The organism is Streptomyces sp. RLA123 (assembly GCF_056270165.1).
Genome location: NZ_JBWDOR010000003.1, coordinates 2624048 through 2643372 on the forward strand (window position 1 = coordinate 2624048; position 19325 = coordinate 2643372).

Annotated in this window: 16 protein-coding genes; 12 read left to right on the forward strand and 4 right to left on the reverse strand. The window is 71.0% G+C overall.

The annotated features are described in order from the left end of the window. Positions 1-60: 60 nt before the first annotated feature. The 12 genes from RV983_RS11745 to RV983_RS11800 all read left to right on the forward strand — a co-directional run bounded on the left by RV983_RS11745 (position 61) and on the right by RV983_RS11800 (position 15150). On the forward strand, positions 61-3528 hold the full coding sequence (locus RV983_RS11745; RefSeq protein WP_475985741.1) for a sensor histidine kinase: 3468 nt from the start codon (positions 61-63) through the stop codon (positions 3526-3528). A gap of 9 nt (positions 3529-3537) precedes the next feature. Continuing rightward, complete coding sequence (locus RV983_RS11750) at positions 3538-3951, forward strand: roadblock/LC7 domain-containing protein (protein WP_319660047.1); 414 nt, start codon at positions 3538-3540, stop codon at positions 3949-3951. A 70-nt stretch (positions 3952-4021) separates the two neighbouring features. After that, positions 4022-4429 carry a DUF742 domain-containing protein gene (locus RV983_RS11755; RefSeq protein WP_475985742.1) on the forward strand — a complete coding sequence of 136 codons (408 nt, stop codon included), beginning with the start codon at positions 4022-4024 and terminating at the stop codon, positions 4427-4429. Continuing rightward, complete coding sequence (locus tag RV983_RS11760; protein ID WP_475985743.1) at positions 4410-5018, forward strand: GTP-binding protein; 609 nt, start codon at positions 4410-4412, stop codon at positions 5016-5018. Before RV983_RS11755 ends, RV983_RS11760 begins: the two co-directional genes overlap by 20 nt. A 456-nt stretch (positions 5019-5474) precedes the next feature. Beyond that, the gene (locus RV983_RS11765; protein WP_475990289.1) at positions 5475-8579 is read left to right on the forward strand and encodes a sensor histidine kinase; all 3105 of its coding nucleotides are present in this window, start codon (positions 5475-5477) and stop codon (positions 8577-8579) included. Next, positions 8580-9002 carry a roadblock/LC7 domain-containing protein gene (locus RV983_RS11770; RefSeq protein WP_475985744.1) on the forward strand — a complete coding sequence of 141 codons (423 nt, stop codon included), beginning with the start codon at positions 8580-8582 and terminating at the stop codon, positions 9000-9002. Positions 9003-9073: 71 nt separating this feature from the next. Then, positions 9074-9637: a DUF742 domain-containing protein gene (locus RV983_RS11775; RefSeq protein ID WP_475985745.1), complete on the forward strand. Its 564-nt coding sequence runs from the start codon at positions 9074-9076 to the stop codon at positions 9635-9637. Beyond that, complete coding sequence (locus RV983_RS11780) at positions 9618-10196, forward strand: GTP-binding protein (RefSeq protein ID WP_475985746.1); 579 nt, start codon at positions 9618-9620, stop codon at positions 10194-10196. Before RV983_RS11775 ends, RV983_RS11780 begins: the two co-directional genes overlap by 20 nt. Before the next feature lie 156 nt (positions 10197-10352). Beyond that, a complete protein-coding gene (locus RV983_RS11785; protein ID WP_475985747.1) occupies positions 10353-12074 on the forward strand; it encodes a WXG100-like domain-containing protein in 1722 nt (573 codons plus the stop codon). Between the two features lie 48 nt (positions 12075-12122). Continuing rightward, a complete protein-coding gene (locus tag RV983_RS11790; protein WP_475985748.1) occupies positions 12123-12701 on the forward strand; it encodes an SUKH-4 family immunity protein in 579 nt (192 codons plus the stop codon). After that, complete coding sequence (locus tag RV983_RS11795) at positions 12698-13495, forward strand: nucleic acid/nucleotide deaminase domain-containing protein (RefSeq protein WP_475985749.1); 798 nt, start codon at positions 12698-12700, stop codon at positions 13493-13495. Before RV983_RS11790 ends, RV983_RS11795 begins: the two co-directional genes overlap by 4 nt. After that, a complete protein-coding gene (locus RV983_RS11800) occupies positions 13492-15150 on the forward strand; it encodes a WD40 repeat domain-containing protein (RefSeq protein WP_475985750.1) in 1659 nt (552 codons plus the stop codon). Before RV983_RS11795 ends, RV983_RS11800 begins: the two co-directional genes overlap by 4 nt. 70 nt (positions 15151-15220) lie before the next feature. Here the strand turns inward: RV983_RS11800 and RV983_RS11805 are convergent, their stop codons facing one another. The 4 genes from RV983_RS11805 to RV983_RS11820 form a co-directional block, all read right to left on the reverse strand. Then, a complete protein-coding gene (locus tag RV983_RS11805) occupies positions 15221-15439 on the reverse strand; it encodes an acyl-CoA carboxylase epsilon subunit (protein WP_319659784.1) in 219 nt (72 codons plus the stop codon). A 14-nt stretch (positions 15440-15453) separates the two neighbouring features. Further along, positions 15454-17076, reverse strand: coding sequence for an acyl-CoA carboxylase subunit beta (locus tag RV983_RS11810; protein ID WP_475985751.1), 1623 nt, complete (start codon positions 17074-17076; stop codon positions 15454-15456). Positions 17077-17243: 167 nt separating this feature from the next. Next, positions 17244-18116 (reverse strand): HpcH/HpaI aldolase/citrate lyase family protein, encoded by an 873-nt coding sequence (locus tag RV983_RS11815; protein ID WP_475985752.1) that lies wholly within the window; start codon positions 18114-18116, stop codon positions 17244-17246. Continuing rightward, on the reverse strand, positions 18113-19183 hold the full coding sequence (locus tag RV983_RS11820; protein WP_475985753.1) for an HpcH/HpaI aldolase/citrate lyase family protein: 1071 nt from the start codon (positions 19181-19183) through the stop codon (positions 18113-18115). The genes RV983_RS11815 and RV983_RS11820 overlap by 4 nt, the downstream gene beginning before the upstream one ends. Positions 19184-19325: the final 142 nt, after the last annotated feature.

The window sequence follows — 19325 nt, forward strand, 5'->3', positions numbered from 1 at the left end:
AAACTCGACACCGTCCATCCGCCCGCGCGGGGGACGCCTGGTCCAGAGGTTGCGACGCTAGTGCAGGGACGTTTCAAGAGGGATGGCGGCGCTGCGGGCGACCCGGAACAGCATGGTGGGGCCGACACCGGCCCCGCCCGCCGGGAGGACACCGCAGACGCCGGAACCGCAGGCGCGGAGAGCGGCGCCATGCCGGAGAGCGGTGTGCGCTCAGGCCCCAAACACGGCTCCCGAATAGCCATGCGCAACTGGCGCATCAGCACTCGTCTGGTGTCGCTGCTCGCGCTACCGGTGGTCGCCGCGACCACGCTGGGTGCGCTGCGCATCCAGAGCTCGCTGGAGAACGTGAAGCAGCTGGACGCGATGACGTCCCTGACCGACCTCACGGAGCAGGCGACCAAGTTCGCCGCCGCGCTCCAGAACGAACGGGACATCTCCGCCGGCCCGCTGTCCAGCACCCCGCGGCAGGAAAAAGACGACGACATCACGGCGGCCCGGGACAACACCGATCGGACCCGCAGGGCCTTCATCGCGGCCGAGGACGGCGTCGACCCCGATCTCACGGGTGTGAACGCTTCGATCGCCCAGATCGGCCGTCAGCTCGGAAACCTGAATGCGATCCGCCAACGCGCTTACGACCAGGAAGGGTTCGTCTCCTCCACGGTCAGTGAGTACGACGCTCTGATCCAGTCGCTGATCGACCTCTCCCAGGAGATGGCGGAAGCGACCGGTAACACCGACATGATCGCCAGTACGCGCGCGCTGGCGGCGTTCTCCAGCGCCAAGGAGTACGAGTCGATCCAGCGCGCCGTGATCAGTGCCGCACTCGCCGACGGCAAGAAGCTCAGTCAGAACGACTGGCGCTTCGCGAACAGCGCGAGCAGGTCGTACCGCACCTCCCTGGAGCAGTTCAAACAGATCTACGGCCGGCAGAAGTCCACGGAGCTTCTCAACCCTCTCGAGCGCGGTAACGAAGCGATCCTGCTGCACGACGAGCAGGCTCAGCGCATCACCCACTCCGAAGAGGGCATCGAGAGTTTCGAGGGCTCCTACCTCGACTGGGACGACGCCTCCAGCACCAAGCTCAACACGATGAAGAACATCGAGCAGCATCTGCTCGAGGAGATGCAGCAGCAGGCCCTGACGCTGCGCAACGAGGCACAGCAAGAGGCGATCATCAGCGGTGCGCTGATCCTCCTCGTGCTCGGCATCTCGGTCGTCGGCGCCTTCGTCGTCGCCCGCTCGATGGTCCGCTCGCTGCGCCGCCTGCAGGACACCGCGCAGGAAGTCGCCCATAAGCGGCTGCCCGAGCTGGTCAAGCAGCTCTCCGAGTCCGACCCGCAGGACGTGGACACATCGGTCGAGTCGATCGGCATCCACACCCGCGACGAAATCGGGCAGGTGGCCCGCGCGTTCGACGAGGTCCACCGTGAGGCGGTCCGACTCGCCGCCGAGCAGGCGCTGCTGCGAGGGAACGTCAACGCGATGTTCACCAACCTCTCGCGCCGCAGCCAGGGCCTGATCCAGCGTCAGCTGAGCCTGATCTCCGAACTGGAGTCCCGCGAGGCCGACCCGGACCAGCTGGCCAGCCTCTTCCGGCTCGACCACCTCGCGACCCGTATGCGCCGGAACGGCGAAAACCTTCTCGTCCTCGCGGGCGAGGAGCCCGGGCGCCGGTGGACCCGTCCGGTCCCGCTGGTCGACGTGCTCCGCGCCGCGGCCTCCGAGGTGGAGCAGTACGAGCGCATCGAGCTCACCTCGGTGCCACCGGTGGAAGTCACCGGCCGCGTCGTCAACGACCTCGTCCATCTGCTCGCAGAGCTGCTGGAGAACGCGACCTCGTTCTCCTCCCCGCAGACCAAGGTCCGGGTCACCGGTCACGCGCTGCCCGACGGGCGCGTGCTGATCGAGATCCACGACACCGGCATCGGCCTCTCCCCCGAGGACCTGGCCGACATCAACGAGCGGCTCGCCAACCCGCCGACGGTGGACGTCTCCGTCTCCCGCCGCATGGGTCTGTTCGTGGTCGGCCGCCTGTCCCTGCGACACGGCATCCGCATCCAGCTGCGTCCGTCCGACTCGGGCGGCACCACGGCGCTGGTCATGCTCCCGGTCGACGTCACCCAGGGCGGCGCCAAGCCGCAGCCCGGTGCCGCGGGCAACCGCGGCCAGCAGCCGGGCGGTCCCGGTCCGGGTGCGGCGGTGGGCGCCGGTGCGGCGGCCGCCGGTGTCGGCCGTACGCCCCAGCGCGGCCAGGTGCCCGGTTCCGCTCAGCGGCCGGCCCTCAACTCGGGCCCTGCGGGCTCGGGTCAGGCTCCGAAGGGCGGTCGTCGCGGAGCGCCCGCCGCTCCGCAGCGTTCCAACCCGAGCTGGGCGAACGAGCAGCAGGGCCAGGGCGGTCAGAGCCGTCCGCAGCGCCACGCCACTCCGTCGATGCCTCCGCAGCAGCCGCAGTACCCGCAGCAGCCGTCGGCCCCGCAGCCGGTCGGCGCGGCTCCCGGCGGGCCCGCGGCGGACATGCCGCGCGGCCACGAGGACCTGGAGAGCACGGCGCAGTTCGAGCGCCCGGACTTCAACACGATCCCGCACACGGCGCCGCAGCGCGGCACCATGGGTTCCGCCTTCGGCCAGCAGCAGCCGCAGTATCAGTATCAGCAAGAACAGCAGTACCAGCAGGAACAGCCGCAGCAGTACCAGCAGGAACAGCAGCTGCCGCAACAGCAGCCGCAGTACCAGCAGGAACAGCCGCCGCAGCAGCAGACGGGCACCTACACCCGCAGCGACGTCTTCCAGCGTCCGGCGGGCCCGCAGGCCCAGATGCCGCAGGCGCCCATGCCTCCGGCCCCGCAGGCCCAGCGCCACCGCGGACCGGCCGCAGGTCAGCAGCAGCGATCCGGCGAGCAGCGGCATCCGCTGCCTGCCGCGTCCGAGCCGATGGCCCTGCCGCCGGCCCCGGCCCGTGCGGACGAGACCAGCCCGATCTTCGACTCCCTCGAGTCGGACTGGTTCCGCACCGGCCGCGCCGAGCGCATGCAGCAAGTGCACGTCGAGCACGGCCCGGTGGCCCCGCAGCAGAACGGCAGCGGTCCCGTCTCCGGCGGTGCCCCGACCCGTCCGCCGCAGCGCCCGCAGCAGCCTCAGCAGCAGCCTCAGCAGCAGCAGCCGCAGCGGGTCCGCGCCGAGCAGCCCCAGACCCAGCAGGCCCCGCCGCCGCCCCGTCGTGAGCCCGCCGCCTGGCGCAGCTCGCCCAACGATGAGGTGTGGCAGCGGGCCGGCCAGGTCCGTGAGCCCTCCGCCGGCGGGGTCACCCCCTCCGGCCTCCCCCGCCGGGTGCCGCGCGCGAACCTCGTGCCCGGTACCGGTACGACCCAGCAAGCCCCCCAAGGTGGTCCGCAGGTTTCCCGGGCCCCCGACGACGTGCGCGGACGCCTGACCAACCTCCGGCGCGGTATTCAGCAAGGCCGCCAGGCCGGTACGGGCACGACCGACGGCCGCGGCTTTGGCACCACTCACCAGCAGGAGCGTTAGTTGAGCCAGATGAGCCAGGCGGCACAGAATCTGAACTGGTTGATCACCAACTTCGTGGACAACACCCCCGGGGTGTCCCACACGGTGGTGGTCTCCGCCGACGGCCTGCTGCTGGCGATGTCCGAGGGTTTCCCCCGGGACCGCGCCGACCAGCTGGCGGCCGTGGCCTCCGGTCTGACCTCGCTGACCGCGGGTGCGTCCCGCATCTTCGAGGGCGGCAACGTCAATCAGACGGTGGTGGAGATGGAGCGCGGCTTCCTCCTCCTGATGACGATCTCGGACGGATCCTCGCTGTGCGTTCTGGCGCACCCCGAGTGCGACATCGGCCTCGTCGGTTACGAGATGGCGCTGCTCGTCGACCGGGCGGGCGCTGTCCTCACCCCCGACCTTCGCGCAGAACTCCAAGGCAGTCTGATGGGCTGAGCTCGCGTGAGCCCGGCCGACACCGCCCCATGACAAGAGAACCGCGTCCGCTCTTATCCGGAGGACCTTCATGACACCGCCGCCTGCCTCGCCCGGCCCGTACGGCGCGCACCACCATGCGCCGTACGGGGGCGAAGGCGACCAGCCGCTGGTGCGGCCGTACGCCATGACCGGTGGTCGCACCCGGCCGCGTTACCAGCTCGCCATCGAGGCGCTGGTGAGCACCACTGCCGAGCCGGGTGCTTACCAGGGGATGCTCCCCGAACACCAGCGCATCTGCCACCTGTGCCTGGAGATCAAGTCGGTCGCCGAGATCTCCGCACTGCTGGCGATTCCGTTGGGGGTGGCCCGGATCCTGGTGGCCGACCTGGCTGAGGCCGGGATGGTCGCCATCCACCAGCCGAGCAGCGGCGAGGCCGGCGGACAGCCTGATGTGACACTGCTCGAAAGGGTGCTCAGTGGACTTCGCAAGCTCTAGGCCGGGGCAGCAGGCGGCGTACGGTGCGCCGCCCGCGGCCCGCGCCACCACCTCGGCGAAGATCGTGGTGGCCGGTGGCTTCGGTGTGGGCAAGACCACGTTCGTCGGAGCGGTCTCGGAGATCAACCCGCTCCGCACGGAGGCCGTGATGACCTCCGCGTCCGCGGGCGTCGACGACCTGACCCACGTGGCCGACAAGACGACCACGACCGTGGCGATGGACTTCGGCCGTATCACGCTCGACGACGACCTGATCCTGTACCTGTTCGGTACGCCGGGTCAGGACCGCTTCTGGTTCATGTGGGACGACCTGGTGCGCGGCGCCATCGGCGCGGTCGTGCTGGTCGACACCCGCCGGCTCGCGGACTGCTTCCCGGCCGTGGACTACTTCGAGAACAGCGGTCTGCCCTTCGTCATCGCCCTCAACGGCTTCGACGGCCACCAGCCGTACACGCCCGACGAGGTGCGCGAGGCGCTGCAGATCGGCCCCGAGGCCCCCATCATCACCACCGACGCCCGCCACCGCGGCGAGGCGAAGAGCGCGCTCATCACGCTCGTCGAACACGCATTGCTCGCTCGTCTCAAGTAAGCACTCCAGCTTGCCACTTCGGGTACGGACCGGCCGTGTCTTTTGACATGGCCGGTCCTTCTGTTCATAACGTTTCGACCGCGAATCGGAACATCTCGAACACCGCCTGCGCCCGACCGGCTTCACTGCGCATACATCGCCCTGCTGAAATGCCACCGCTTTATGCTTATGCCCCTTTTAACAAGCGCGTGATCATGGGTTCGGCATCGCCTCCGGAGGTTTGTGGAGCACCCCCATGACGTGCTGGAATTCATCGAAACCCGAGAGTAGGAACGACGCCGCCGGCGTCGTCGCCGAGAGGTTGTTGGTCGAGTGAGGAACACGAGGCGCTCAGAGCCGGGTCCCGCGGACCACCCGCGTGGCAATTTCACCCCGCCTGCGCGATACGGCACGGCGCAGGCCGCGGCCGCCCCCGAGACCGCGGAGCCGGTCGCCGATTCGGGCAGCCGCTTGGCCATGCGCAACTGGCGGGTGGCCACCCGTCTGAACGTCATCCTCCTCATCCCGGTGCTGGTCGCCCTGGTCTTCGGCGGCTTCCAGGTGCAGACGGCCGTGCAGACCTGGCAGGACGCCGACGACGCGGTGCGGACCGCGCGGGCCGTCCGGGCCGCGGTGGACTACGCCAACGCCGTGCTGAACGAGCGCGACGTCAGCGTGGTTCCCCTGCTCCAGGGCGACAAGGAGAACAAGACCGTGGTGGCGGCGCGTGCCGCCACCGACTCGGCCGCCGCCGCCTTCGACGCCACGGTGCGCGAACTGCCCGCGGACGAGCGCCTCGAACGCCGTGTGGCCAACATCCGCGAGGGCGAGAAGGTCCTGGCGAAGCTGCGCGAGACCGCCTTCACCCGGCAGCTGCCCGGCGTGCAGACCGAAGAGAAGTACGTCGAGATCCAGCACCCGCTGATGGAGCTGGCGAACGAACTCGGCTTCGGCACCAGCAGCGTCGCCTCCTACGGCCGCACGCTGTACGCCATCGAGCTCGCCAAGGCCGCCGAGTCGCTGACCCGTTCCATCGGCACCCACCTGCTGGTCGAGAACCGCTCCAAGCTGGCCCCCGAGGAGCTCAACACGCAGCTCACCTCCTTCGCCTCCTACGCCTACCTCCAGCAGGTCGCCGAGGCGGAGTACAAGGGCGGCGGCACCGCGGCCGACTACCAGCGGCTCCAGGACGAGCAGGCCGCGGCTCTGCGGAAGGGCAAGGAGCAGGTCACCCAGGCCGGGCAGGCGGCCAAGGACGCCGGCCAGCCCTTCGTCGCCCCGCCGGACCTGCGGACGATGATCAAGCTGGTCGCCTCCGGCCAGGACCCCGACAGCCTCAAGACCCAGGGCATCACGCCGCAGACCTGGTTCGGCGCCACCACGCTCGGCTTCGAGGCCTACCAGAACGTCGAGAAGCACCTGGCGGACCAGGCGCTGCAGGACTCCAGTGACATCGCCGACAGCGCCCGCATCGAGGCCATCGTCAACTCGGCCATCGTGCTGGTCGCCCTGATCATCGCCTTCATCGTGGCCGCGATGATGGCCCGCTCGATGAGCAACAGCATGCGCCGTCTGCGCACCTCGGCCTTCGAGGTCGCCGAGCAGCGGCTGCCGGCGCTGGTCGACCAGTTGTCCCGAACCGACCCCGGCAAGATCGACACCCGGGTCGAGCCCATCCCGATCAACTCCAACGACGAGATCGGCGAGGTCGCCCGCGCCTTCGACCAGATCCACCGCGAGGCCGTCCGGCTCGCCGCCGAGCAGGCACTGCTCCGGGGCAACGTCAACGCGATCTTCACCAACCTCTCCCGCCGCAACCAGGGCCTCATCCAGCGCCAGCTGACGCTGATCACGGACCTGGAGAACAACGAGGGCGACCCGGACCAGCTGGAGAACCTCTTCAAGCTGGACCACCTCGCGACCCGTATGCGCCGCAACGGCGAGAACCTCCTGGTCCTCGCCGGCGAGGAGCCCGGCCGCCGGTGGAACCAGCCGGTGCCGCTGGTCGACGTGCTGCGCGCCGCGGCCTCCGAGGTGGAGTCGTACGCGCGCATCGAGCTGGTCGGCATCCCGGAGACGGACATCCACGGCACCGCCGTGACCGACCTTGTGCACCTGCTGGCGGAGCTGCTGGAGAACGCCACCACGTTCTCCTCGCCGCAGACCAGGGTCCGGGTCACCGCGACCCGGCTGCCGGACGGCCGGGTGATGGTCGAGATCCACGACAAGGGCATCGGCCTCACGGCCGAGGACTTCGCGGACATCAACCACAAGCTGGCCGACCCGCCCACCGTCGACGCGTCGATCTCCAAGCGCATGGGCCTGTTCGTGGTCGGCCGCCTCGCCGACCGGCACAACATCCGCGTGCAGCTGCGCCCCTCGGGCGAGCAGGCGGGCACCACGTCGCTGGTCATGCTCCCCGAGCCGATCACCCACGGTGGTGGCGGCGAGGAGATACCGCTGGAGGACGACTTCACGGTGTCGCAGATGGTGCCGGAGGCCGCGACGGAGTCCTTCGCCGCCTACGGTCCGACCGCCGCCGAGCTCGGCTTCGACGACTCCCGCTACGAACGCGCGGAGGGTCAGGACAACGCCCGCACGCTGGACCCGGTCGGCCGCTCGCTGATCCGCGGGGAGCGCCGCGCCCAGCTGGAGGCCGCGGCCAACGACCGCGGCGAGCGCCCGATGTTCCGCGACGAGGTCGGCGAGCAGCAGGCGCAGCAGGCGTCCCTCGACGGCTTCGAGAACCCGGCCGCCGCGAACTCCTTCCCGCAGGAGACCTTCCAGCAGGACGGATACGACGCGCAGGGATTCCCGGAGCAGAACCTCCAGGAGCAGCACGGCTACGACACGCAACCCGCGGCCTTCCAGGAGCCCTCGTACACCGACGGCGGCTTCCCGCCCCCGGCGCCCGAGTACGACGCCACCCAGGGCGGCTTCGCCCAGGACGGCTGGCAGCAGCAGAACGGCTACGCGCAGGACGGCTGGAGTACCCAGCAGCCCGCGCAGCAGCGGGAGATGCCGCAGACCTCGGCCTACCAGGACGTGCCGGCGACCGATTCCGCCGCTGCCGCCCCCTTCGGGTCCCCGGAGCGCGTAGGCTTCGACGGGCCGGGACCGTCCTCAGGCCCGCTGCACACGACCGTGACGGACGCGGGCCTGCCGCGCCGCGACCGCGGTCGGCAGCAGTCCGGACCGTCGGCCCCGGCCCAGTCGGAGCCCCAGCCGGCGAACGGCTTCCCCGCGCAGCCGGCGCCCGCGGCGCCGGCCGGGACGCCGGACCTGTCGGCGGAGTCCCCCGATTGGCGTTCCACGAACGACGACAACTGGCAGCGGGCCGAGCAGGCCCGCAAGCCCAAGGCCGGCGGGGTCACCCCCTCCGGCCTGCCCCGGCGGGTCCCCAAGGCCAATCTGGTCCCGGGCACCGCACAGCAGACTCCGCAGGGCGGCCCCATGGTCTCCCGAGCACCCGAGGACGTCCGCGGCCGACTGAGCAATCTGCGGCGCGGCGTCCAGCAGGGGCGTACTGCGGGAACTGACACGAACGGCCAGGGCTTCGGCCCCAAGCACCAGGAGCGTTAGTTGAGTCCGATGAGCCAGGCGGCACAGAACCTGAACTGGTTGATCACCAGTTTCGTGGACCAGACCCCAGGGGTCTCCCATACGGTTGTGGTCTCTGCCGACGGCCTGCTGCTGGCGATGTCCGAGGGATTCCCGCGGGACCGTGCGGACCAGCTGGCCGCGGTGGCCTCCGGTCTGACCTCGTTGACCGCGGGTGCCTCGCGGATCTTCGAGGGCGGCAGCGTGAACCAGACCGTCGTGGAGATGGAGCGCGGCTTCCTCTTCATCATGTCCGTCTCGGACGGCTCCTCGCTGGCCGTGCTGGCGCACCCCGAGTGCGACATCGGCCTCGTGGGCTACGAGATGGCCCTGTTGGTCGACCGGGCGGGCAATGTGCTCACCCCCGATCTGCGCGCAGAACTGCAGGGCAGCCTGCTCGGCTGAGAGACAGGCATGCGAGCGCGTTCGGGGACCCGTAGGGTTCTCGGACGCGCTACCCAGCTGGAGGAGGAACCGTGGCAACGCCCCCAGGCGGAGATCAGTACGGAAATCACCAACAGCAGCCGCCCCTCAAGCGGTTCAATTTTCCCTCGGCGCCCAGCCCGGAGCCGCCCCCCGCCTTCGGCGGTGGGACCCAGGACCCGGGCGGCAGGCCGTCGCATCGGCAGCCGAGGATCCAGCCGTACGAACCCCCGCAGGCACCGTCGCCGCGCACGGCACCGGCCGGACGAACGTCCCCGTCCGGGCTGGTCCGCCCGTACGCGATGACCGGTGGCCGCACCCGGCCGCGCTACCAGCTCGCCCTCGAGGCACTGGTCAGCACGACCGCGGAAGCGTCACAGCTGCGGGGGCAGTTGCCGGAGCACCAGCGGATCTGCATCCTCTGCCGGGAGATCAAGTCGGTTGCGGAGATCTCCGCGCTTCTCTCCATCCCCCTCGGCGTAGCCCGAATCCTCGTCGCCGACCTGGCGGAGGCCGGTCTCGTCGCCATTCACCAGCCCGGTGGCGACGATGCCTCGGGCGGACAGCCAGACGTGACACTGCTCGAAAGGGTGCTCAGTGGACTTCGCAAGCTCTAGCGGTCCAGCTCGCTCAACCACCTCGGCGAAGATCGTGGTGGCGGGCGGCTTCGGCGTGGGCAAGACCACGTTCGTCGGTGCCGTATCGGAGATCAACCCGCTGCGTACCGAAGCCGTGATGACCTCCGCCTCGGCGGGTATCGACGACCTGACCCACGCGCCGGACAAGACCACGACCACCGTGGCGATGGACTTCGGCCGGATCACGCTCGACGAGGACCTGATCCTGTACCTGTTCGGTACGCCGGGTCAGGACCGCTTCTGGTTCATGTGGGACGACCTGGTGCGCGGCGCCATCGGCGCGGTCGTCCTGGTGGACACCCGCCGGCTGGCCGACTGCTTCCCGGCCGTGGACTACTTCGAGAACAGCGGGCTGCCCTTCGTCATCGCCCTCAACGGCTTCGACGGACACCAGCCGTACAACCCGGAGGAAGTCCGGGAGGCGCTGCAGATCGGCCCCGAGGCTCCCATCATCGTCACCGACGCCCGCCACCGCGGCGAGGCGAAGAGCGCGCTCATCACGCTGGTGGAGCACGCACTGATGGCGCGGCTGCGGTAACGGCGGATCCGCACGACGCGAAAGGCCCTGCACGGCGCGTGCGGGGCCTTCGCGTTTTCGCCATGTCTGTCGTGCAACTGCCACGCCCTGTACGGCGTTTGATAGAAGTGGGACGGAAGAAGCGCTTCTGCGCGCCAGAATCGACGGGGGTGGCCCATGGGTGTCGTACTGCCGGACGAACTGGCGTGGCTCCTCGACCTGATCGGCATCATGTGGCCGAACGTCGACGAGGACGACTACCGCGAAATGGCCACGGCCCTGCGGGAGTTCGCCGACGACGTCGACCACGGCGGCAACGGCCTGCACGAAGCGGTGGCGGGTCTGCTCGGGGCCACCGAGGGTCCCGCGGTCGACGCCTTCAACTCCCACTGGAACAAGGTCGGTTCCCATCTGGGCAACCTGGCGGACGCCGGCCGGCTGGGCGCCACGGCACTCGACGGGGTCGCCATCGTCATCGAGGGCGCCAAGATCGCGGCCGTGGTCCAGCTCGGCATCCTGGCCGCCGAGGTGATCGCCGCCCAGGCCGCGGCGCCCTTCACCCTGGGCCTGTCCGAACTCGGCGCCGCCGGCGCCACCCAGGCCACCCGGCTCATCGTCAAACGCCTCTTCAAGGAGGCCGCCCGGCAGGCCCTGGACCAGGTCATCGGGCTGGCGACAGGACCGGTGTACGCCGCCCTCGGCAACATGGCGGGCGACCTGGCCATCCAGCTCGGCGCCAACGCACTCGGCATCCAGCACGGCGTCGACCTCGGCCGTTCGGCCGACGCCGGCAAGGACGGCTTCGAGCAGGGCGTCCAGGACTCCAAACACCAGGTCACCGCCGGCAAGGACGGCAGCTTTGTCCTGGCCAGCGCCGGGGGCGGCTCAGGGAGCGGCTCCGGCGGAAGCGGCTCCGGGAGCGGGGGCGGCACAGGCCAGATCCGGCATGACGAGAGCGCCTACGGCGACTTCGACACACAGGTCGACGGCCACGGCCAGGACATGCGGTCCCGCGGGAGCGAGAGACTCCACCGCGCCCGGGAGCGCCATGCCCGCGTGAAGGGCAAGGGCGGAGAACTCACCCAGGCCGCCGAGCAGTTCATCGAGACCCTGGTCAACGGCGTCCGAACCGGACTCGACAACGCGACCACGCACATCACCGGGGACATGCGGCGCGGTGTCCGGCAGATGCACACGAACCACAAGGACAACGACGAACGCACCGCGGCCGACCTGAAGGGGCTGCACGAGGTCCACTCCATGGAGCAGCTGCGCGGGGCCGGGGACAAGACACCCGTGTTCCTCGTCGACGACGCCGGGAAGATCCATCAGATATCCCCCGACGGGAAGAAGATCCACGTCGACAGCCTGCCCGCGGACAGGAACACGGACGCGCCGCTCGACCGTGACGTCCCCGACCAGGAGGGGCCGCGCAAGCACTCCACCGCGGTCGTCGCAGGTACCGACGAACTGTCCCGGGCGACCCAGCTGGCCCGGCACATCCAGAACGACTACAAGGGCAAGAACTACGCGGCGTTCCGCTACAGCGACGGCCACAACGAGTTCATCCTCGTCGGCCGGAGCGGGGGTCCCCACTCCGAGCGCGTGCTCGGCGTCCCTCTCATCAACAGCGACATGCAGCACCAAGTGGTGGACGGCTACAGCGAACGCGCCCCCTGCCGGACGCTGAACCGGTATTGCGGCGAGTGGCTGCACAAGTACTACCCGGACACGGACATCTCGCACAGCTTCGAGTACGGGGAAAGCGCCACCTGGGAGACCACCGGCGACAAGAAGGCGGACAACGACGCCCGCAACGCGGCGCTGCGTGCCTCCCAGGGGGAGGGCAACAAGGAGATGAGACGTTATCTGAGCCTGCTCCACAAGGCCGGCCGCTAGCATGAGCCCGCAGCACCGCCCTCCCGGATCCGTCGAACAGGAATCACCGTGATCGCCCCCGTGACCCCCGCCCTCCTCGCCGAGGTCTTCGCTCCGGAGCGGATCGTGCGCGTCCCCCTCGACGTGCAGGGAGACTTGCTCGTCCACGAGGACACGGCGCGCTTCCTGGCCGACGTGGGCCTGCCCCGGGCCGAGGGGGTCCTCTTCGAACTCCGCGAGGACCTCGCCGACGGACTGACCCCGTTGTCCGCGCACCGGGACGTCGGTCGACTGGCGGACTTCGAGGGCTTCACGCCCGGCGTGCACCACTGGCCGCACCTGGGCCGGGCGTTCTCCAGCGACGTGGTGCTCGACGGGAGGACCGGGTCGGTCCACGCGATCAACCCCGGCACCCGCCGGATCGAGAGGGTCCACACCGACGTCTCCGGCATGGCCTACGGCATGTACCTCCTGGAGCGCCGCCGGCCGGACTACGACCCCCCGGACGAGTTTCCCGAGATCGACGACCTGATCGCCGTCGCGGAGGAGATCAGGGAAGCGCTGTCGCTGGTCGACCCGGTTCCGTACGCGGACGGGGACGGAGTCTGGGAGACCGTCCACGACGAGGTGTCCGGAGGGATGTGGTGACGCTCGGCGAACGGCTCCACGGACGGTTCGGCCCGGCCGGGCTGCGCCGGGCGGACGCGTTCCTCCTGCCGCTCCAGGTGGGCCCCTACTTCCGGACGGATCCCGCGGATCCGCTCGCTCTCGGCGAGTACGCCGCATCCGCGGGACGCCGGCTGCGGCAGCCGGAGTGCGAGGGTTGGACGCGACTCGGGGACGACCGCGGGTACGAGATCTGCGCCGACGCCGGGAGGGCCGTCCGCGCGGTGCTGCTCGGCTACGACGAACCGTCGCGGTTCGTCTCCTCCTCACCGGAGTCCTTCGCGGAGGGGCTCTTGGACCTCGACCTCGCGCTGGGCTCCATCGCCGCGGCGGACGAACCGGCCGAGGCCTCGGCGGTGTTCCGGCGCCTGGAGGAGCGGCTGCTCGCCGCGGACGCCGAGGCGTTCGCGGACCGCGAGAACTGGTGGCCGCTGGTGCTGGACGACATCCGGGACACCGCGAGCGCGCAGTGGTACGCCGCGATGGAGGTGGTGGACGCGACCGGGGAGAAGAAGATCTTCACCCAGGCGAGCGGCATCAGTCTGCACCCCGAGGAGCGGCTGTGGTCGTCGCTCCAGGCCGCGGGCGTCCGGCCGGAGCAGGTCACGCGGATCCACACCGACCTGGAGGCGTGCTTCATGCCCGGTCACTACTGCTCGATGTGGCTGGGCCAGGTCTTCCCTGACGCGGGACTCACCCACGAGTTCCCCTACGGCGAGACCGCCGCGTCACGGGCGGAGGGCCTGCGCCGGTTGCGCGAGAGCGCGGACGCATGACCGCGCCGGACAGCGCGGGCCGGCCGCCACGGGACGCCGGACTCGCCCCGGCCGGAGGGGAACTGACCGACTGGGCGCGTGATCCCGCCGCGCCGAGGCTCTGTCTGGTCACCGGTGACCGTGGGGCGGGCAAGAGCCGGCTGCTGGCGCGGTACTTCACCGAGTCCGCCCCGGATCCCGCGCTGCGCGTCCACGCGCTCGTCCCCGCGGCGGGGCTCACGGCGGAGGTCTTCGCCTGGGAACTGGGACGGCAACTTGGCTACGGGGCCCTCGGCGCCCCGGACATCCTGCGCAGGCTGGCCCGCGACACGCGGCCGGTGCTGCTGGCCGCCGCCGATCTGCACCGGGCGGCCGGGGCGGCGCCGCAGGAGATCGTCCACGCCCTGCTGGAACCGCTGCTCGCGCTCCCCCATGTGCGGCTGCTGGCGGAGGTGTCCGACAGCGGTGCGCCCGTGTGGTCGCAGCCGTGCCGCACGGTGGCTCTGACGGACCCCGGAGCCGCGCCCGAACCGGTCGACGCCGCCGCGGAGTCCGCTCGCATGCTCGCGGCCGTCCCCCTCGGTCCGGCGGGCACGCCCGACTGGGAACGGGCTCCCGACGCCGTCCGGGCCCGCGTACTGGAGCACGCCCTGGCGAGCGGAACGGCCGCACGCCTCACCGGTGACCCCGGATTCCTCGTCCACGGTCCCGCCCCCGCGATCACCGCGGCGCTGGCCGACCCCCGTACGCCCGCGCCCCGCGGACTGCGGACGGTGTGGCGGCGTGCGGCCCCCGCACTGACGGCGCTCGGCCTCGCCGGGCCGGAGCGCGCCGCGCTCCTGCACACGGCCGCGCTGGCCGAGGACCCGAAACTGGCCGCGTACCTCGAACCCCTGGCCCGCCGTCACTCCTGGACCGCGCTGTGGGCCGCCACCGGCCCGGCGGCCGCCCTGGCCCTCGGTGCGGACGGGCTGCTCGTGACCGACCCAATGGGCCGGCTGGCCGTGCTTGACCCCGTGACCGGCGCCGTCCGCTCCCGTGTCCCGCTCGACGCCGCCCTGCGGCCGGCGGGCATCGCCGTGGCCGAGGGCGGCGGCCTGCTGCTCCTGGACGCCGACGAGACCCTGCACACGGCGGGCCCCATGTCCAACGCCCTGTCCCGGGTGGCCGACGTCCACAACACCGCCGGTACGCCGCCCACGGCGGTCGCCGCCCACGGAAGCCGCGTCGCCGTGGGGGACGCGGACGGCCGTGTGCACGTGTGGGATGCCACGGCCCACGACCGCGGCCCGGTGACCCGCGGGCTGCACCCCGCCCCCCTGACGGCGGCCGCCCTCGTCGACGCCGCCCCGTCCGGTCTCGCCCTGTGCGTGAGCGGTGGGGCGGACGGCACCCTGCGACTGTGGGAGACGGGCAGCGACCCGATGCCGGAGCCCGTCGACCGCCGGGAGGCCGTCGTGACGGCCCTCGCGGCCGCCGACACCCCCTCCGGGCCGCTCCTGGCCGCCGCCTGGTCCGACGGCGAGGTGCACCTGTGGGACCTGCTGGCGGGCACCCGGCGTGAGGTGGTGCCCCCGTACCGCGCGGAAGCGCTCGCGCTCTCCGGCGAGGGCACCTTGTTCGTGGCCGGCACCGCGGGCGTCGCGGCGCTGGACACCTCCCCCACGGCGTCCTGACGCCTGACACGACGGTGGCGCGGCACCCCCGAGGGGTGCCGCGCCACCGTCGTCGTACGGGACCGGAGGGTCAGCTGCGCCAGCTGTGCGGCGCGCTGAAGCCGGACTGCCGCTCCAGGCGGCGCCAGCCGGCCGTGGAGCGGGGCTTGACGTAGGCGGTCGTGTCCTGGCCCTGGGCCGCGGCGCGGGCGAGGAGAACGGCCGTCAGGGCGGCCAGTTCCTCGTCGCTGGCGTGGCCGCGCTCGACGCGAACGAGCGCCGCGGCGGAGCTGTCGGCAGGAGTGCTCACGGGGTCGGTCTCCCTTACTGGGGCGGGTTGCCGTGCTTGCGGGACGGCAGGTCGGCGTGCTTGGTGCGCAGCATGGCGAGCGAGCGGATGAGGACCTCGCGGGTCTCCGCGGGGTCGATCACGTCGTCCACGAGGCCGCGCTCGGCCGCGTAGTACGGGTGCATCAGCTCGGACTTGTACTCCTTGACCATGCGGGCGCGCATGGCCTCGGGGTCGTCGGCGTCGGCGATCTGCCGCCGGAAGATGACGTTGGCGGCACCCTCGGCGCCCATCACGGCGATCTCGTTGGTGGGCCAGGCGTAGGTCAGATCGGCGCCGATCGACTGGCTGTCCATGACGATGTAGGCACCTCCGTACGCCTTGCGCAGGATCAGCGAGATCCGCGGCACGGTGGCGTTGCAGTACGCGTACAGCAGCTTGGCGCCGTGCCGGATGATGCCACCGTGCTCCTGGTCGACGCCCGGGAGGAAGCCGGGGACGTCCAGAAGAGTGATGAGCGGGATGTTGAAGGCGTCGCACATCTGCACGAACCGGGCCGACTTCTCGCTGGCCTCGATGTCCAGTACCCCCGCCAGGGAGGCGGGCTGGTTGGCGACGATGCCGACCACCTGGCCGTCGAGGCGGGCCAGGGCCACGATGATGTTGGTCGCCCAGCGCTCGTGGATCTCCAGGTACTCGCCCTCGTCGACGATCTCCTCGATCACCTGGTGCATGTCGTACGAGCGGTTGCCGTCGGCCGGGACGATGTCCAGCAGGACGTCGCCGCGCCGGTCGGCCGGGTCGCTGGTGGGGGCCGACGGCGGGTTCTCGCGGTTGTTCTGCGGCAGCATCGACAGCAGGTAGCGGACCTCCTCCAGGCAGGTCTGCTCGTCGTCGTACGCGAAGTGCGAGACGCCGGAGATCTCGGAGTGGACGTCGGCGCCGCCGAGCCCGTTCTGTGTGATCTTCTCGCCGGTGACGGCCTGGACGACGTCCGGGCCGGTGATGAACATCTGCGAGGTCTCGCGGACCATGAAGACGAAGTCGGTGAGCGCCGGGGAGTACGCGGCGCCGCCGGCGCACGGGCCGAGCATCACCGAGATCTGCGGGATGACACCGGAGGCGCGGGTGTTGCGCTGGAAGATGCCGCCGTACCCGGCGAGCGCGGAGACGCCCTCCTGGATGCGGGCGCCGGCACCGTCGTTCAGCGAGACCAGCGGGGCGCCGGCCGCGATGGCCATGTCCATGATCTTGTGGATCTTGGAGGCGTGGGCCTCGCCCAGCGCGCCGCCGAAGATCCGGAAGTCGTGCGCGTACACGAAGACGGTGCGGCCGTGGACGGTGCCCCAGCCGGTGATGACGCCGTCGGTGTACGGCCTCTTCGCCTCCAGGCCGAAGCCGGAGGCGCGGTGCCGGCGCAGCGGCTCGACCTCGCTGAAGGACCCCTCGTCGAGCAGCAGGTCGATCCGCTCGCGGGCGGTCAGCTTCCCCTTGGCCTTCTGGGCCTGGGTGGCCTTCTCGCTGGGGCCGAGCCGGACCTGCTCGCGGATGGCGTGCAGCTCCGTGACGCGCCCGCGTGCGTCGTTCGCCGGCTGGGCGGCTTCGCCGCCCTCCTCGGCCTCGGCGGGCTGGGTCGGCACCTCGTCCAAAACGCTCATGACATCGACCATACGAGCGCAGGGCCCTCGGAATCGGCGTCCACTTCGTACAGTGTCCGGACCCGCTTCATGGAGCATCTGGACAGAACCAACACAAGAAAAGCCCCGCACGGCGTGTGCGGGGCCCTTTCTTTGTAGCGGTCGTCCACCCGGACTTCAGTGAATGGCTAGCGTCCGGTCACCGCCGCGGCCAAGGCGAGGACACGCCGGGCGTCATCCACATGGAGGTTCTCGATCATCCGCCCGTCGACCGTGACGACTCCCCGGCCCTCGGCCGTGGCGGCCTCGAAAGCCTCGATGATGCGCCGCGCCTTGTCGGTTTCCTCCGGGGAGGGGGCGAAGACCCTGTTGCAGATCTCCACCTGCTTGGGATGGATCAGCGTCTTGCCGTCGAAGCCGAACCGCCGGCCCTGGACGCACTCCGCCTCGAAGCCCGCCAGGTCCTGCACGTCGTTGTGGACGCCGTCCAGGATCGCCTTGCCCGCCTCGCGGGCGCCGAGCAGGGCCAGCGACAGCCCGGTCAGCAGCGGGGCCCGGCCGGGGACGTGCTCGGCGTGGAGTTCCTTCGCCAGGTCGTTGGTGCCCATCACCAGCACCGTGAGCCGCTCGGAGGCGGCGGCGACGGCACGGGCGTCCAGCATGGCGCGCGGGGTCTCGACCATCGCCCAGATCGCGGTGCGGTCGGGTGCGCCCGCCGCCTCCAGGGCGCGCTCGACGGCGTGCACGGTGGCCGCGGAGTCGACCTTGGGGACGACCACGGCGTCGGGGCCGGCCTCGGCGGCCGCGCGCAGGTCGTCCTCGTGCCACGGGGTGCCGGGCGCGTTCACCCGGATGGCCAGCTCCCGCCGGCCGTACTCGCCGGAGGCGGCCGCCGCGGCGACGCGCTTGCGGGCCTCGGCCTTGGCGTCGGGCGTGACGGAGTCCTCCAGGTCGAGGATGAGCGCGTCGGTGGGAAGGGTCTTGGCCTTCTCCAGGGCGCGCTCGTTGGCGCCGGGCATGTACAGCACGGAGCGGCGGGGCCGCAGGGTCGCGTCGGTCACCGGCTCTGCTCCTTCCAGGCGGCCTCGTACGCCTCGGCCAGTTCGGGGTCCCTGGCCGCCAGGTCGTCGGCCAGGTCGACGACGACCTTGCACTGCTTCACGGTCGCGTCGTCCTGCATCTTGCCGTCGATCATCACCGCCCCGGTGCCGTCGCCCATGGCCTCGATGACCCTGCGGGCCCAGACCACGTCGGCCGGGGCCGGGGAGAAGACCCGCTTGGCGATCTCGATCTGCACCGGGTGCAGGCTCCACGCGCCGACGCAGCCGAGCAGGAAGGCGTTGCGGAACTGGTCCTCGCAGGCCGTGGTGTCCTTGATGTCGCCGAAGGGGCCGTAGTACGGCAGGATGCCGTGCGCAGCGCAGGCGTCGACCATGCGCGCGACGGTGTAGTGCCACAGGTCCTGCTGGTAGGTCAGCCGCGGCAGCTCGACATCAAGATCTTTCGGGTCCTCCCGCACGAGGTACCCCGGATGCCCCCCGCCGACGCGGGTGGTCTTCATCCGGCGGCTCGCCGCGAGGTCGGCCGGGCCGAGCGAGATGCCCTGCATCCGGGGGCTGGCGCCGGCGATCTCCTCGACGTTGGCCACGCCCGAGGCGGTCTCCAGGATCGCGTGCACGAGGATCGGCCGCCGCACACCGGCCCGGGCCTCCAGTTGGGCGAGCAGCCGGTCGACGTAGTGGATGTCCTCGGCGCCCTCGACCTTGGGCACCATGACGACGTCGAGCCGGTCGCCGATCTCGGTGACGAGCGTGATCAGGTCGTCCAGGACCCACGGCGAGTCGAGGCTGTTGACCCGGGTCCACAGCTGTGTGTCGCCGAAGTCGGTGGCCTTCGCGATGGTCACCAGGCCGGCCCGCGCGGCCTCCTTGCGGTCGGCGGCGACGGCGTCCTCCAGATTGCCCAGCAGGACGTCCACCGTGGGCGCGATGGCGGGGACCTTCGCCGCCATCTTCTCGTTGCTCGGATCGAAGAAGTGGATCATCCGCGACGGCCGGAACGGTACCTCCCGTACGGGGACCGGGGCCCCCACGGCCAGCGGTCGGAAGAAGTCCTTCGCGGAACGCATGCGGTCTCCCAGGGTTCGAGGGTGGGGAGCGTACGGCGCTCACCCTATGATCCGCCGGGGTTCCGCGTTACTGGTCAGTACGTGTGCCGTTGGTCACGGAGAGTCCACGGCCCGGCGGACGGCCGCCCGAAGTCGTGGTTCG